Raw genomic sequence first — 15,463 nt, 5'->3', positions numbered from 1 at the left:
CCAAAAGTGAGAAAAGACGTAAAAAAACTGACATGTCCTATACATAGCCTTAGCAGAAAACGGATATCATCACGCAAGTTTATTACTGTACTGCAACTATCCACGTCTGCTGGCGTCTAAGTAACAGTCCTCTGCTGTACCGCTAATGATTCAGTCCCATAGGCGATACGCAATTTCCATGCATTAAGAAGCTGATATATGTCTACTAAACCGCTGTTTTGCAAATCTATGCTTCATCCACGTTATTGGTTGACCTGGTTTGGCCTGGCCATTTTGTGGCTCTGGGTACAGCTGCCTTACCCCGTACTTCTCAAGATGGGTCGCCTGATCGGCGAATTTTCGATGCGCTTTTTAAAGCGCCGCGTGTCTATCGCACGCCAGAACCTGAAACTCTGTTTCCCGCATTATTCCGATGCGCACATTAACGCGATCGTTAAGCAAAACTTTGCCTCGCTGGGCATGGGCCTGATTGAAACCGGCATGGCCTGGTTCTGGTCCGATGAACGCGTGCGCAAATGGTTTGACGTGCGCGGCCTGGAAAACCTGAACGCCGCCTGCGAAAAAGGCCGTGGCGTGATGGTTATCGGCGTGCATTTCATGTCGCTGGAACTCGGTGGCCGCGTGATGGGCATCTGCCGCCCAATGATGGCGATGTACCGCCCGCACAATAACAAAGCGATGGAGTTTGTGCAGACCCTCGGCCGCTCGCGCTCTAATAAAGCAATGATCGACAGACGCAACCTGAAAGGCATGGTGAAAGCGCTGAAATCCGGCGAGGCCGTGTGGTTCGCGCCTGACCAGGACTACGGCCCGAAAGGCAGCTCGTTTGCATCGTTCTTCGCGGTGCAGCAGGCAGCTACCACTAACGGCACCTACACCATCGCCCGCCTCGCGAAGCCCGCTATTCTGACCACCGTGCTGATTCGCAAAGCCGACGGCTCCGGCTACCAGCTGGTGATTGAACCCGAGCTTGCCGACTACCCGGTCGACGACGAACAGGCCGCCGCCGAGTACATGAACCGTAAAATCGAACACGAGATCATGCGCGCGCCGGAGCAGTATCTGTGGCTGCATCGCCGTTTCAAAACCCGTCCGTTCGGCAAGGATAAACTCTACACCGCTTGATCGTCTGGCGGCGAGTGACTACATGCACTTAGCCGCCAGCTACCCCGCTAAGATAGACTTTTTCGGACGCCTTCACTCCTTGAAACAACATTCCTCAAGCCTTATTGTGCCGGGATCTGCTATAACCAGGCGGTTCGAACAACCGTATAACTACAAGAATGTGAGTTCAGGAGTGTCGTAATGTTCAAGTCGTTTTTCCCGCGCCCGACGGCGTTTTTCTTGTCGGCATTTATTTGGGCACTGTTAGCAGTGATTTTCTGGCAGGCTGGCGGGGGCCGTTGGCTGGAAGATTTCGTCGGCGCAAGCCAGCAGATTCCTATTAACGCAACGCGTTTCTGGACGCTAAAAGCGCTGGTCTTTTATGCCTATTACGCCGCCTGCGTCGGCCTGTTTGCGCTGTTCTGGTTTATCTACAGCCCGCACCGCTGGCAAAACTGGTCGATTCTTGGCTCCGCGCTTATCGTCTTCGTGACCTGGTTCCTGGTCGAGGTTGGTGTGGCGGTGAACGCCTGGTATGCGCCGTTCTTTGACCTGATCCAGACGGCGCTCAGTTCGCCGCACAAGGTCACTATCGGCCAGTTTTACCGGGAAACCGGCGTGTTCCTCGGCATCGCTTTGATTTCGGTGACGGTCGCCGTGCTGAACAACTTCTTCATTAGCCATTACGTGTTCCGCTGGCGTACCGCGATGAACGAATACTATATGGAACACTGGCAGATGCTGCGCCATATCGAAGGTGCTGCCCAGCGTGTGCAGGAAGACACCATGCGTTTCGCGGCGACGTTAGAAGATATGGGCGTGAGCCTGCTGCAGTCGATTATGACGCTGATTGCCTTCCTGCCGGTGCTGGTGGCGCTGTCGCCGCACGTGCAGGAGCTGCCGATTATCGGCCATATTCCTTACGGCCTGGTGATTGCGGCGATTGTCTGGTCATTAGTGGGAACCGGCGTGCTGGCGGTGGTGGGCATCAAGCTGCCGGGGCTGCAGTTTAACAATCAGAAAGTGGAAGCGGCGTATCGTAAGGAGCTGGTTTACGGCGAAGACGACGCGTCACGCGCGGCGCCGCCAACGGTTAAAGAGCTTTTCGCCGCGGTGCGCCACAACTACTTCCGCCTCTATTTCCATTACACCTACTTCAACATTGCGCGCATTCTTTATCTGCAGGTGGATAACGTGTTTGGCCTGTTCCTGCTGTTCCCGTCGATCGTTGCCGGGGCCATCACGCTGGGCCTGATGCAGCAGATCACCAACGCCTTTGGACAGGTGCGCAGCTCGTTCCAGTATTTGATTAGCTCGTGGACCACGCTTGTGGAGCTGATGTCTATCTACAAACGTCTGCGCAGCTTTGAGCATACGTTGCAGGATATTCCGGTGCCGCAGACGGGCGAAGTGTTGTAACCAGCAATCATCACCGATCTTCTCCTTCTCCTGGGGGAGAAGGCTGGGATGAGGGCGTTCTGAACGTCCCCCTCACCCTAACCCTCTCCCTAAGGGAGAGGGGATCGTCCGGTATTCTCTCGGGGATAATCAGCATAGTTTAATGTCCCGCCGCCGGCGCACCTGGCGCACCCGAACGAATAAACGGCGGGCGGGCGAACCAGATAATCACGATCAGCCCCATAAACCCCCAGCCTAAAATCCAGAAGTAGTCGATGGTCGACATCATGTACGCCTGCTGCTCGATGGTCTTGTCTATCGCCGCCATGTGCTGCTGCGTCGCGCCGCCCATTTTGTGCAGGTAGTCCACCGCCGCCGGGTTATAAATCGACACGCTCTCGGTAAGGTTCGCGTGGTGGAACACCTCCCGACGTGACCAGATCCACGTGGTCAGCGACGAGGCGAACGAGCCGCCGAGCACGCGGAAGAAGGTTGCAAGCCCAGAGCCTTCCGCGACCTCCGCGCCCTGCAGGTTCGACAGAATAATGGTGGTCAGCGGCATAAAGAAGAACGCCACGCCGATGCCCATAAACATCTGCACCTCCGCAATGGTGCGGAAGTCCACGCTGGTGTTGAACTGCGCGCGAAGCAGACAGGACGCGCCCATCGTCAGGAACGACAGCGAGGCGAGAATACGCAAATCCACTCGGCCCGCGTAGCGCCCAACGATCGGCGTCAGCAGCAGCGGCAGGAAGCCCATCGGGGCGGCGGCCATCCCGGCCCAAATGGCGGTATAGCCCATCTGCGTTTGCAGCCACTGCGGCAGAATAATGTTGATGGCGAAGAACGCCGCGTAGCCCAGCATCAGCGAAACCGTGCCGATGGCAAAGTTGCGCTCCTTGAACAGCCGCAGGTTGACTATCGGATGGCGCTCGCCCAGCTCCCAGATAACAAACGCCACCAGGCCAATCGCCGAGATCGCCGACATGATGATAATTTCCGGTGAGGCGAACCAGTCGAGATCGTTGCCCTTATCCAGCACCACCTGCAGCAGCCCCACGCCGATAATCAGCAGGCCAATGCCGATGTAGTCGATGGGCGAGGTCGTCGTCGTTTCTTCCCGGTCGCGCAGCTGCGCCCAGACCACGAGGGCGGCGAAAATCCCAATCGGCACGTTGATGTAAAAAATCCACGGCCAGGAGTAGTTATCGGTGATCCAGCCGCCGGTAATCGGCCCGACGATGGGCGCAACGACGGTCACCATCGACAGCAGCGCCAGCGCCATGCCGCGTTTCATCGGCGGGAAAATCACCAGCAGCAGCGTCTGGCACATCGGGAACATCGGCCCGGCGAAAAAGCCCTGCATGGCGCGGAAGATAATCAGCTCGGTCATGCTGTGGGCGAAGCCGCACAGGAACGAGGTGAGGGTGAACATCGCCACCGAGCCGATAAACAGCTTGAGCTGCCCAAAGCGCCGCGTGAACCAGCCGGTCAGCGGCAGGGCGATGGCGTTACACACCGCGAACGAGGTGATAACCCAGGTGCCCTGATCGGCGCTGACGCCGAGGTTTCCGGCGATGGTGGGCAGCGCGACGTTAGCGATGGTGGAATCCAGCACCTGCATAAAGGTCGCCAGCGACAGCGCGAGCGTCGCAAGCCACAGGCTAGGGGGCGTAAACGCCGCCTTATCTTGCATAACGTCTCTCTTAACGGGCGCTTACGGCTGCCGGTTTGCTGTTGTCGTGGAGGATTTTTGCCACCAGCTTATCCGCTTCTGCCAGCGGGTTTTGATACACATCCGTGGTGAAACGCGGGGCGCTAACCGTTTGCTGCGGCAGCAGATGTCCGTCGGTATTGCGGATATCAACCTGCGCGTTCATCGACAGGCCGATCCGCAGCGGGTGCTTCTGCATGTCGTGCGGATCGAGCGTAATGCGCACCGGCAGGCGCTGAACGATCTTGATCCAGTTGCCGCTGGCGTTCTGCGCGGGCAGCAGCGAGAAGGCGCTGCCGGTGCCGATGCCGAGGCTTTCAATGGTGCCTTTGTACTCCACGTCGTCGCCATAGAGATCCGCGCTGAGCGTCACTTTCTGCCCCAAACGCATGGTTTTCATCTGGCTTTCCTTGAAGTTAGCGTCCACCCACACTTCATTCAGCGGGACGATCGCAAGCAGCGTAGTGCCGGAATCGACGCGCATGCCGAGCTGCACCGCGCGCTTGGCAACGTAGCCGCTAACCGGCGCGACAATCGTGCTGCGCGAGTTTTCCAGGAAACGCTGGCGCAGAGTGGCGACGGCGCTTTTGATTTCCGGATGGCTGTCGATCACCGTGTCATCCACCATCGCAAAATTGGTTTGTAACGCCTGTTTCGCTGCCACCAGGTCGTTCTGCGCGCTGGTTACCGCGTCGCGATAGTGCGACAAATCTTCCGCGGCGATAGCGCCGGTTGAGAAGATCTTCTGACGCCGCGCATAGTCGTTTTGCGCCGTTTGCAGGGCAACCTGCTTCGCCGCGACCTGCGCGCGGTAGTTATCCGCCGTGCTGTACAGCCCGCGCACCTGGCGAACCGTGTTGGCGAGGTTGGCTTCCGCCTGCTGTAGGGCGATTTCGGTATCGCTCGGGTCGAGCAGCACCAGCGGCTGCCCCTTCTGGACAAAATCACCTTCGTCTACCGTGACCTGCGTTACCGTGCCGCCGATTTGCGGCGTTAAGGTCACCTGGTTGCCGTTGACGTAGGCGTCGTCGGTGGATTCGTAGTAGCGGGCATACAGCAGATACCACGCCAGGCAGCCTGCGGCGGCCAGCACCAGGATCAACAGTAAAATGAGTAAGTTACGTTTGCGCTTGCTGCCGCGCTGGACCTGCTCTGCAGATGTGGTTTCCATCTTGTGACGACCTTTATGAAGACTTAGCGATGAGGAGCGAGGATCTCGTCCGGCAGCATTTTTGCGATGAGCTGTACCAGCAAACGGGATTCGTCGGGGGTGAGGCGTACGGTGAGGTCGCCGATTATCGAGGTCAGCGCCTCTTTCTCAAAGCGATCGCAGATGGCCAGGCCTTTATCCGTCAGCGCCAGAATCACCTGGCGTTTATCCTGCGGATTGGGGGTGCGCAGGATCAGCTCGCGCTTCACCATGCGGTCCACCATGCGGCTCATGGCACCGGCGTCCATCACCAGATTTTTACTGATTTCAACCGGGCTGGTGAAACCTTTATATATGCTAATCAGCACCTTAAACTGCGGAGCGGTGATATCCGCGCCGGAGAAGTATTGGCCGATAAGCTGGTCTTTAAACTGGTTTGCCAGATGGATAAGCAGACCGAGATGAAGCTTGCTGTTGATAATACCCGGATGGTTACTCATGATATTTGCCTGGTCAGTAATTGCGAGTGAAATTACTGACCAGGCATCTATTTGTCAATCAGGGAATTTCCGCTATCGCACGGAGTGAAAAACTGGCAGGGTTAGGGCGTCTGATTTTTAAGGGAAAGGGATGTTATGACGGTCAACATTTTCAGCGCGCCGCGTCCGGCGGTTTGCCTGAGTTTTCTTGCCATGATGTGGCTTGCGGGCTGTACCAGCAAATCCACCGCGCCGGTTTCTGAAACCGCCAAGCCGGTGGATGTCGAAACGGTGGTGAAGCGTAAGCTTCCGGCGAGCCAGAAAGACCGCAGCAGCTGGGCCAAAGATCTCGCGACGACGTTCAAGAGTCAGGACATCGCGCCAAGCGAAGAAAACATCTGTTCGGTGCTGGCCGTGGCGCAGCAGGAGTCCAACCTCGTGGCCGACCCGGCGGTGCCGAATCTCAATAAAATCGCCTGGAAAGAGATCGACCGGCGGGCGGAAAAAATGCACATCCCGTCGTTCCTGGTGCGCACCGCGCTGCTTATCAAGTCCCCGAACGGCAAAAGCTACAGCGAGCGGCTCGATAACGTCAAAACCGAAGGGCAGCTGAGCGCGATTTTCGACGATTTCATCGACATGGTGCCGATGGGGCAGAAGCTGTTCGGCAGCCTTAACCCGGTGCATACCGGCGGGCCGATGCAGGTCAGCATCGCCTTTGCCGAACAGCACACCGGCGGCTATCCGTGGAAAATGGAAGGCACGGTGCGCCAGGAAGTCTTTACCCGTCGCGGCGGGCTGTGGTTCGGGACGTACCATCTGCTGAACTACCCGGCGAACTACACCCAGCCGCTGTATCGCTTTGCGGACTTTAACGCCGGCTGGTATGCGAGCCGCAACGCCGCTTTCCAGAACGCGGTAAGCAAAGCGACGGGCACAAAGCTGGCGCTGGACGGCGATCTGATTCTTTACAACACGGACAAGCCGGGCAGCACCGAGCTGGCGGTTCGCAAGCTCGCCGCCAGGCTGGACATGAGCGACAGCCAGATCCACCGCGCGCTGCAAAAAGGCGACAGCATCGACTTCGAGAAAACCGATCTCTACGAGCAGGTCTACGCCATCGCGGAGAAGAAAACCGGCAAGAAGCTGCCGCGAGAAATGCTGCCGGGCATTACGCTGGAAAGCCCGAAAATCACCCGCAGCCTCACCACCGCATGGTTTGCAAAACGGGTCGATGACCGCCGCGCGGCGTGCATGAAACTGTAAAACGAGGGAATAAGCGGTGGATGGCGCTGGCGCTTATCCACCCTACCAGGCCGGGTTGTCGCCGATAATCTGTAATTCGCCTTTGCCGGTAAGAGAATAATAATGAAAAAATTCATAATGATAGCTATATCTGCATTAGCGCTAAGCGCCTGTAGCCCGCACAAATCAGGCCAACAGCTCGCCGCAAGCAGCCCTGTCCCGCCACATGTGGCATCAGAAGCCGAGCTGAGCGAATATGCCAGCCTGGTAAAAAAGGCGGTCGAGAAGAGTTTTACAAATATAGATGCCTACCGAGGCAAGGCCTGCAACCTTCACATCAGGCTCGCACCAGACGGTATGCTGCTAGACGTTAAAGCGACGGGCGGCGATCCCGCACTTTGCCAGGCGGCAGTGAAAGCCGTAGCTGAAACAACGTTCCCTGCGCCCAAAAATGACGGTGTCTATCAGGTTTTCAAAAATGCGCCGCTGGATTTCAGACCGTAGTGCAGGGGAAGTAGCGGAATCTGGCGAGAAAATTGTAGGTCGGGCAAGCGCAGCGCCACCCGACGCCATCTTAATAGTAGTAGTGTCGGTGACGATATTTGACCGCCAGGGCAATCACGCCAAGCAGCGCGCAGCCTAGCAGGAAGGGCACCAGCCCAAATACCGTGCTGACGGCGAGGCCCATTTCAATGCGCGGGCGCGTTGCGTCGTTACCCTGTGCCAGATGTTCCAGCACGCCGGGGGCGTGAACCACAAGGTTGAGCAGCTGGGAACCGACCCAGAAGCAGAACAGGATAAATACCGCGTAGGCGATATTGCTCAGGGTTGCGCCACCTGATTTCGTCGCAGAAACGGGGATCGTTGCCGGGACAACGCGTTTCGACAGAGTGATTTCAGCCATCATGACCTCCCAGTGAACCCTAACGCCGCTCGGGTTTTCGCCCGATGATTAAAGCGAAGTGTGGCAGGTCATCAGCATTGTCAATATCAGATTGTTGGTAATTTGGCAGGTGGAATCGTCCTGAATCGCTATTTTTTGCAGGAACTCACATTTCTGTAACTTAAATGAAATTTTTGTAACATTATCGCCCGCCGTGGGCGATTAACGTGCGCTTTCTCGTCGTAGGCTATGCGACAATGCGCCAAACCTATTCATCTGATGGATGACACATGACTGCGAAAACCCTGAGCTTAAAAATGCGTCGCGACTGGCACTACTATGCGGTAGCGATCGGCCTGATATTCATCATGAACGGGGTGATTGGCCTGCTGGGCCTGAAAACCGAGGGCTGGCAGAGCTACGCGGTGGGGCTGGTGACGTGGGTTATCTGTTTCTGGCTTGCGGGGCTGGTCATTCGCCGTCGCCCGGAGCCTGAAGCGCAGCCGGGCGCGGCAAAAGAGTAATACTTAGGCGGTGATGGAGCTTTTCAGCGCGCCGTCTGCGCGGTGGCGTTCCAGCGCCAGCTCAATCAGGCGGGTGATAAGCGTCTGATAGTCCAGGCCGCTCGCCTGCCATAGTTTTGGATACATGCTGATGTTGGTAAAGCCAGGCAGCGTGTTGATTTCGTTGATAATCACTTCGTCATCTTCGGTCAGGAACACGTCGACGCGCGCCATGCCGCTGCATTCCAGCGTCTGGTAGGCGCGCACGGCGATGTCGCGGATCTTATCGTTAATTTCCGCAGACAGCGCCGCTGGCACCACAACCTGCGCGCCTTTGTCGTCGATGTATTTGGTGTCGTAGGAGTAGAAGTCGCTGTTGACCACCACTTCGCCGCAGGTGCTCGCCTGCGGGTCATCGTTGCCGAGCACGGCACACTCGATTTCACGGCCTTTAATGCCCGTTTCTACCACGACCTTATGATCGAATTCGAAGGCCAGCGCGACGGCGGTTTCATACTGCTGCGCGTTGTTTACCTTGCTTACGCCCACGGACGAGCCCTGGTTTGCCGGTTTGATAAACAGCGGCAGGCCGAGCCTGCTTTCCACTTCCGCAAAGCTGATTTTGCCGCGGTTAGCGCGGGTGAGGGTGATAAACGGTGCGACGTTCAGACCGGCGTCGCGCAGCAGGCGTTTGGTGACGTCTTTATCCATGCTCACCGCCGAGCCCAGCACGCCGGAGCCGACGAACGGCAGGTTCGCCACGCGCAGCATGCCCTGTAGCGAACCGTCTTCGCCGAGCGTGCCGTGAACGATAGGGAAAATCACGTCGATCTGCGCAAGCTGCTCGGCGGAGCTGGATTCGATCAGCTGGCTGTGCGTCTGCCCAGGCACCAGAGCGACGTTTTTCTCGGAGCGGTTCAGGGCGATAAGCGCCGGGTTCTGCGCGTTGAGCAGATAGTTGGAGGCGTCGTTGATATGCCACTGGCCCTGTTTATCGATGCCCAGCAGCACGACGTCAAACTTCGATTTATCAATGGCGTCGACGATATTTTTTGCCGACTGCAACGACACCTCGTGTTCCGCCGATTTGCCACCAAACACGATACCAACCCGCAGTTTTGCCATGCCCGAACCCATCCTTAATCATTACGAAGGCGGACAACATACCACGCTCATAACGCGGATTCATGTGCTTCCTGCCGCTTAAAACGCCCTGACTTCTATACTGATTATTCATTAAGCAAATAAGGGCCGGGGAATGGCGAAAGGAGTAAAAATTTTGCTGGGATTAACCGTGACCGCGCTGGCGGGATTTTGGCTCTACGAGCGCCTGCCCGCGCAGTACAACCCATTTGCTCCGCTGTCGATCGACGACCCGCCGACGCTCGTCACGCGCTACAAGTTGCGCCAGATGGTGAACAATCCTGCGGCCTGCCTCGCACTTTTGCAACAGGCTGAAGAGCGCAGGCAGCTGAGTTTTCGAACCGTACCGAACGTGGCCGGAAACTGTCCTTTGAGCGACGTGGTGCGGGTGCAGAGCTTCGGCAACGTGCGGCTCAGCAGCAGCTTTCTCGCCAGCTGTCCACTGGCGTTAAGCAGCACGATGTTTATCCATCAGCGCGCCGTGCCGCTGGCGCAGGCGGAGTTCGGCAGCCGGTTGACGCAGGTTAACCACCTCGGCAGCTACGCGTGCCGCAATATTTACAACCGGCCGGGGGCAAGGCTCAGCGAACACGCCACGGCAGACGCGCTGGACGTCAGCGGCTTCGGCTTCGCCAACGGGCAGCAGGTGAGCGTGCTGAAGGGGTGGAACGCCACCGGCAAGGGCGGGGGATTCCTGCATGCCGTTTTCGACGGCGGCTGCCCGTTCTTTGGCAACTCGCTCGGCCCGGATTATAACGCGGCCCACGCCAACCATTTTCACCTCGGCATGCGCGGCTACGGGCTGTGTCGATAAAGCAAATTTGTATGATAAACTTCGGTTATTGCAGACGTTATTATCATCACTCTAATAAATAAGCGCAAAAGTATGGAATCCTGGAAGGTCAATATTATCTCGGTGTGGTTCGGCTGCTTTTTTACCGGGCTTGCCATCAGCCAAATTCTTCCCTTCCTGCCGCTCTACGTCGAGCAGCTTGGCGTCACCTCGCACGAGGCGCTGTCGATGTGGTCGGGGCTGACCTTCAGCGTGACGTTCCTGGTTTCCGCCATCGTTTCGCCGATGTGGGGCAGCCTCGCCGACCGCAAAGGCCGCAAGCTGATGCTGCTGCGCGCCTCCCTCGGCATGGCGGTGGCGATTTTGCTTCAGGCCTTCGCCACCAACGTCTGGCAGCTGTTTATCCTGCGCGCCATTATGGGGCTGACCTCCGGCTATATTCCGAACGCCATGGCGCTGGTGGCCTCGCAGGTGCCGCGCGAGCGCAGCGGCTGGGCGCTCAGCACGCTTTCCACCGCGCAAATCAGCGGGGTGATCGTCGGCCCGCTGATGGGCGGTTATATGGCCGACCATCTCGGGCTGCGGATGGTTTTTTTCGTCACCGCCGCCCTGCTGATGGTGAGCTTTACGGTCACGCTGCTGCTGATAAAAGAAGGCGTGCGGCCGCGTATCAGCAAGTCTGAAAGGCTCTCCGGCAAGGCGGTATTCGCTACCTTGCCCTACCCGTGGCTGATGCTGAGCCTGTTTGTCACCACGCTTGTGATCCAGCTTTGCAACGGCTCGATCGGCCCGATTCTGGCGCTGTTTATCAAACACCTTTCCCCCGACAGTTCGAATATTGCCTTCATGAGCGGATTTATCGCCGCCGTTCCAGGGATTTCCGCGCTCATCGCCGCGCCCAAGCTTGGCAAGCTGGGAGACAGAATCGGCACCGCGCGGGTCTTAATGGCGACGCTTGTCTTCGCCGTGGTGCTGTTTTTCGCCATGTCGTTCGTCACCTCGCCAATGCAGCTTGCGGTGCTGCGCTTCCTGCTGGGCTTTGCCGACGGGGCGATGCTGCCCGCGGTGCAGACGCTGCTGGTCAAATATTCAAGCGACCAGGTGACCGGGCGAATATTCGGCTATAACCAGTCGTTTATGTATCTTGGCAACGTGGTGGGGCCGCTGATGGGCGCAGGGGTTTCCGCAATGGCCGGGTTCCGCTGGGTGTTTGTTGCCACCGCCCTGGTGGTGCTGATAAACGTCTGGCAGCTGGGCGTTGCCCTGCGGCGCAAGCGTCAAAAAGACGAACAGCGAAAACAACAGCGTTAATCCTGTGGGCCGCGCGGAAATAAGCGCGGCTTTTGTATTTGCGTTTGCGAGCAGCGTCTAAATAAACGCTCACTCACGTTATTATTCTTCGTCATTAGAAAAATGGAATAATTACCGCAGCGCGCGTGGTTATTTTGCAAAAATAGTCCTGTATTTTTTGCGGTCTCGCACAATATTTCACTGTCATATAAAAATAGTCGTGCCGCCCACTAGGCATGTTCAAAACGTAATGTTACCGTCTGGCTTCAACTCCTTAGGGACATGCGCCATGAAAAACCTCATTGCTGAGTTACTGGTTAAACTCGCCGAAAAAGAAGAAGAGTCGAAAGAGTTTGTTGCACAGATTGAAGCCCTGGAAATTGTGGTGACCGCCTTGCTGCGCCGTATGGAAAAGAGTGAACAACAGGCTCTGATTACCAGTATCGAGGCGGCTATGCACGATGCACAGCCAAAGAAGGAAGTCTCGCCCCATGACACTGAATTATTACAGCAATATTTAGAGAAGCTGCTGACACACCCCCGCAGCTGAATCCTTTAAACTGTCATTTTTCTGTCACGCAATATTTATATGGTTGCTCTGTTTTTATTTAAGCCTGTAGTTTTTACACGGAGAAATAAAGTGAAACAGAGCGCCATAATTATAAGTTTATTCCCTTTGCTGTTAAGCGGCCCGGCAGCGCTGGCAGAAAATATATCATCTCCTCTGGATACGCGTGCGGCTCAAGGGGATATCACCCAGCCCGGCGGCGCGCGCCGTATTAATAGCGATCGGACAGAAGCGCTACGCGCTTCGTTAATCAACAAGCCCGCGAAGAACGTCATTTTACTGATCGGCGACGGCATGGGCGATTCGGAAATTACCGCCGCGCGTAACTATGCCGAAGGGGCGGGCGGTTTCTTCAAAGGGATCGACGCGCTGCCGCTTACCGGTCAGTACACGCATTACTCGCTGGATAAAAAATCCCACAAGCCGGATTACGTGACGGATTCTGCCGCCTCGGCCACCGCCTGGAGCACCGGCGTGAAAACCTACAACGGCGCGCTGGGCGTGGACGTCAACGGCAAGGACCACGTCACCATCCTTGAGCTGGCGAAAGCGGCGGGCAAAGCCACCGGCAACGTTTCGACCGCTGAAATTCAGGATGCGACCCCGGCGGCGCTGATATCCCACGTGACCTCGCGTAAATGCTACGGCCCGACGGTCACCAGCGAGCAGTGCGCGGCCAACGCGTTGGAAAACGGCGGCAAAGGCTCGATTACCGAGCAGCTGCTGAACGCAAGGGCAGACGTGACGCTCGGCGGCGGGGCGAAAACCTTCTCTGAAACCGCGAAAGCAGGCGAATGGAACGGCAAGACGCTGCGCGAGCAGGCGGATATTCGCGGCTACCAGTGGGCGGATAACGCCGCAGGCCTTGCGGCCATCACCGAAGCCAACCAGCAAAAACCGCTGATTGGCATGTTCGCGCCGGGCAATATGCCGGTGCGCTGGGAAGGGCCGAAGGCCAGTTATCACGGCAACATCGACCAGCCTGCCGTAACCTGTACGCCAAATCCGAAGCGCGATGCCAGCGTGCCGACGCTCGCCCAGATGACGGACAAAGCCATCGAGCTGCTCAAAGGCAACGAGAAGGGCTTCTTCCTGCAGGTGGAAGGCGCGTCGATTGATAAGCAGGACCACGCGGCAAACCCTTGCGGCCAGATTGGTGAAACCGTCGATCTGGACGAGGCGGTACAGAAAGCGCTGGAGTTCGCCCGTCAGGATGGCAACACGCTGGTGGTGGTCACCGCCGACCACGCCCACTCCAGCCAAATCGTCGCCCCGGATACCAAGGCACCGGGCCTGACCCAGGCGTTGAACACCAAAGACGGCTCGGTAATGGTCATCAGCTACGGTAACTCGGAAGGGGAATCGCAGGAGCATACCGGCACCCAGCTGCGTATCGCGGCCTACGGCCCGCACGCGGCAAACGTCGTTGGCCTGACCGATCAAACCGATTTGTTCTACACCATGAAGGCGGCGATGGAACTGCCGTAAGCGAAAGCGTTTTTCGCGGTAATGTCTAAAAGCTTCTGGTCGGGATTGGCCTTTTTGTCCGCTGCCGACCAGAATTAAAGCGCCATATAACAAAAAGGACGGTGCTATGAAAATTGCTTTAGTGATGGTGTTACTGGCAGGCGTAGTCGGCTCGGCGGCCGCGGCGGATAAAGCCATGACCCCGCAGCAGCAGCGCATGACGACCTGTAATCAGCAGGCTACGGCGAAGACCATGAAAGGGGACGAGCGTAAAACCTATATGAGCAACTGCCTGAAGAACAGCCAGTCAGCTCCTGCGGAAAAAAGCCTCACCCCCCAGCAGCAAAAAATGAAGGCCTGTAACGCAGAGGCGGGCAAGCAAACCCTGACCGGCGATGCGAGAAAAACCTTCATGAGTAACTGCCTGAAAAAATAAGCTAAGTAGTCCCAATGGGTGAGCCGGCCCGCTGGCTCACCCGAAATATCATACTTCCCTCCGCCAACCCCTTCCTATAATTACGGCAAATGTTTCAGAATGTTCCTAATTATCATGAGCGATGAATACGATTTCAGACGATGGTTTTCCGGGGGATCTATGGACTGCCCGACCCACCTCAATGAAGACAGGCATCGCTCAGCGCGGCGATTTGCCCGCAGGGTCTATCTGCCCAGAGTCATAGGGCTGGCAACGGGGTTTTTCTGCGTCGCTTCGGTGATGGTTCAGCAGCCGATTTCCGGCTGGTGGTGGCTGCTGCTGGTGGCGAACGGCTTTATCTGGCCGCATCTGGCCTGGCAAATCGCAGACCGCGCGGCCGACCCGGCAAAGGCCGAGATCCGCAACCTGCTGATCGATTCGCTGATGGGCGGCGTGTGGGTCGCCGTGATGGGGCTAAACGCGCTGCCGTCGGCGCTTATCGTCGCCATGATGGGAATGAACAATATGGGCTGCGGCGGCGTAAAGCTGTTCATGTCCGGCCTCGGGCTGCTGGCCTGCGCCTGCGCGATAACCCTGGGCCTGTCGCATATTCCGCTCAATCTGGAAACCATGCCTTCCCAGGTGTGGATCTGCCTGCCGATGCTGATTATCTACCCGGTGTACTACGGGCTGGTCAGCTATCGAACGGCAATCAAGCTCGCGGAGCATAAGCGACGGCTGATGCATCTCAGCACGCGCGACGGCATGACGGGCGTCTACAACCGACGGCATTGGGAACACCTGCTGCACGGCGAGTACGACAACTGCAAGCGATACGAGCGCAACGCTACCCTCTTACTGATCGATATCGATCACTTCAAATCCATCAACGATACCTTCGGCCACGACGTGGGCGATGAGGCGATCGTCGCCATCACCGATCACCTGCAGCTTACCCTGCGCATGACGGACGTGGTGGGGCGGTTCGGCGGCGATGAGTTCGGGGTGATCATGTCCGGTACGGCGCAGGACAGCGCAATCCAGGCGATGATCCGCGTCTGCGAGCACCTGGACACCTTCCGACTGCCGTGCGCGCCGCAGGTCACGTTGCAGATTAGCGTGGGCGTGGCGGAGTTCGACCATCGGATGACAAGCTATCGCGAGTGGTTAAAAGCCGCGGACGTCGCTCTTTACAAAGCAAAAAATGCCGGACGCGGGCGCATCGAAGCCGCCGCCTGACGGGTTTTGCTTTGTGAAAGGGGGGATTGAGGAAAACGTAGGGTGGATATGCGCACGCGCCATCCACCTATT

16 protein-coding genes are annotated in these 15,463 nt (G+C 57.3%); 11 read left to right on the top strand and 5 right to left on the bottom strand.

What is annotated here, in order from left to right:
• Positions 1-198: 198 nt before the first annotated feature.
• Both lpxP and sbmA read left to right on the top strand, forming a co-directional pair.
• On the top strand, positions 199-1,125 hold the full coding sequence (gene lpxP / locus ACSPHG_RS18730) for a kdo(2)-lipid IV(A) palmitoleoyltransferase (protein WP_435954978.1): 927 nt from the start codon (positions 199-201) through the stop codon (positions 1,123-1,125).
• Between the two features lie 180 nt (positions 1,126-1,305).
• Positions 1,306-2,523 (top strand): peptide antibiotic transporter SbmA, encoded by a 1,218-nt coding sequence (sbmA, locus tag ACSPHG_RS18725; protein ID WP_435954977.1) that lies wholly within the window; start codon positions 1,306-1,308, stop codon positions 2,521-2,523.
• A gap of 139 nt (positions 2,524-2,662) precedes the next feature.
• On the opposite strand, the gene ACSPHG_RS18720 is transcribed toward sbmA, so the two are convergent.
• Genes ACSPHG_RS18720 through ACSPHG_RS18710 form a run of 3 tightly spaced genes read right to left on the bottom strand, consistent with a single transcriptional unit; the run spans position 2,663 to position 5,866 of the window.
• The gene (locus ACSPHG_RS18720; protein WP_435954976.1) at positions 2,663-4,198 is read right to left on the bottom strand and encodes a DHA2 family efflux MFS transporter permease subunit; all 1,536 of its coding nucleotides are present in this window, start codon (positions 4,196-4,198) and stop codon (positions 2,663-2,665) included.
• A gap of 10 nt (positions 4,199-4,208) precedes the next feature.
• Positions 4,209-5,387 (bottom strand): HlyD family secretion protein, encoded by a 1,179-nt coding sequence (locus ACSPHG_RS18715; protein ID WP_435954975.1) that lies wholly within the window; start codon positions 5,385-5,387, stop codon positions 4,209-4,211.
• Positions 5,388-5,410: 23 nt separating this feature from the next.
• On the bottom strand, positions 5,411-5,866 hold the full coding sequence (locus ACSPHG_RS18710; RefSeq protein ID WP_435954974.1) for a MarR family transcriptional regulator: 456 nt from the start codon (positions 5,864-5,866) through the stop codon (positions 5,411-5,413).
• 135 nt (positions 5,867-6,001) lie between these two features.
• On the opposite strand from ACSPHG_RS18710, the gene ACSPHG_RS18705 reads away from it, so the two are divergent.
• Both ACSPHG_RS18705 and tolA read left to right on the top strand, forming a co-directional pair.
• Positions 6,002-7,111 (top strand): DUF1615 domain-containing protein, encoded by a 1,110-nt coding sequence (locus ACSPHG_RS18705; protein WP_435954973.1) that lies wholly within the window; start codon positions 6,002-6,004, stop codon positions 7,109-7,111.
• 102 nt (positions 7,112-7,213) lie between these two features.
• Positions 7,214-7,594, top strand: a complete 381-nt coding sequence (tolA, locus tag ACSPHG_RS18700; RefSeq protein ID WP_435954972.1) for a cell envelope integrity protein TolA — start codon at positions 7,214-7,216, stop codon at positions 7,592-7,594.
• Between the two features lie 70 nt (positions 7,595-7,664).
• Here tolA and ACSPHG_RS18695 read toward each other — a convergent pair whose 3' ends face one another.
• Positions 7,665-7,994 (bottom strand): DUF2755 family protein, encoded by a 330-nt coding sequence (locus ACSPHG_RS18695; RefSeq protein ID WP_435954971.1) that lies wholly within the window; start codon positions 7,992-7,994, stop codon positions 7,665-7,667.
• A 269-nt stretch (positions 7,995-8,263) separates the two neighbouring features.
• Here ACSPHG_RS18695 and ACSPHG_RS18690 point away from each other — a divergent pair, with 269 nt between their 5' ends.
• Positions 8,264-8,497, top strand: coding sequence for a DUF2754 family protein (locus ACSPHG_RS18690; protein WP_435954970.1), 234 nt, complete (start codon positions 8,264-8,266; stop codon positions 8,495-8,497).
• 3 nt (positions 8,498-8,500) lie between these two features.
• On the opposite strand, the gene ddlA is transcribed toward ACSPHG_RS18690, so the two are convergent.
• Complete coding sequence (ddlA, locus tag ACSPHG_RS18685) at positions 8,501-9,601, bottom strand: D-alanine--D-alanine ligase (protein ID WP_435954969.1); 1,101 nt, start codon at positions 9,599-9,601, stop codon at positions 8,501-8,503.
• A gap of 133 nt (positions 9,602-9,734) precedes the next feature.
• Here ddlA and ACSPHG_RS18680 point away from each other — a divergent pair, with 133 nt between their 5' ends.
• From ACSPHG_RS18680 to adrA, 6 genes are all read left to right on the top strand, one after another.
• On the top strand, positions 9,735-10,433 hold the full coding sequence (locus ACSPHG_RS18680; RefSeq protein ID WP_435954968.1) for an extensin-like domain-containing protein: 699 nt from the start codon (positions 9,735-9,737) through the stop codon (positions 10,431-10,433).
• A gap of 72 nt (positions 10,434-10,505) precedes the next feature.
• Entirely contained in the window at positions 10,506-11,723 is a 1,218-nt protein-coding gene (locus ACSPHG_RS18675) for a multidrug efflux MFS transporter (RefSeq protein WP_435954967.1), read from the top strand.
• 268 nt (positions 11,724-11,991) lie between these two features.
• Positions 11,992-12,252 (top strand): anti-adapter protein IraP, encoded by a 261-nt coding sequence (iraP, locus tag ACSPHG_RS18670; RefSeq protein ID WP_435954966.1) that lies wholly within the window; start codon positions 11,992-11,994, stop codon positions 12,250-12,252.
• 39 nt (positions 12,253-12,291) lie between these two features.
• Entirely contained in the window at positions 12,292-13,758 is a 1,467-nt protein-coding gene (gene phoA, locus ACSPHG_RS18665; protein ID WP_435954965.1) for an alkaline phosphatase, read from the top strand.
• 106 nt (positions 13,759-13,864) lie between these two features.
• Positions 13,865-14,173 (top strand): PsiF family protein, encoded by a 309-nt coding sequence (locus tag ACSPHG_RS18660; protein WP_435954964.1) that lies wholly within the window; start codon positions 13,865-13,867, stop codon positions 14,171-14,173.
• Between the two features lie 99 nt (positions 14,174-14,272).
• Complete coding sequence (gene adrA / locus ACSPHG_RS18655; protein ID WP_435954963.1) at positions 14,273-15,391, top strand: diguanylate cyclase AdrA; 1,119 nt, start codon at positions 14,273-14,275, stop codon at positions 15,389-15,391.
• The last annotated feature ends 72 nt before the right edge of the window (positions 15,392-15,463 follow it).

The sequence above is a fragment of the Dryocola baronae genome (assembly GCF_051297175.1).
GTDB lineage: Bacteria > Pseudomonadota > Gammaproteobacteria > Enterobacterales > Enterobacteriaceae > Dryocola.
Note: the sequence above shows the minus strand (reverse complement) of the source record. Positions and strands in the feature narration are given on the sequence as shown.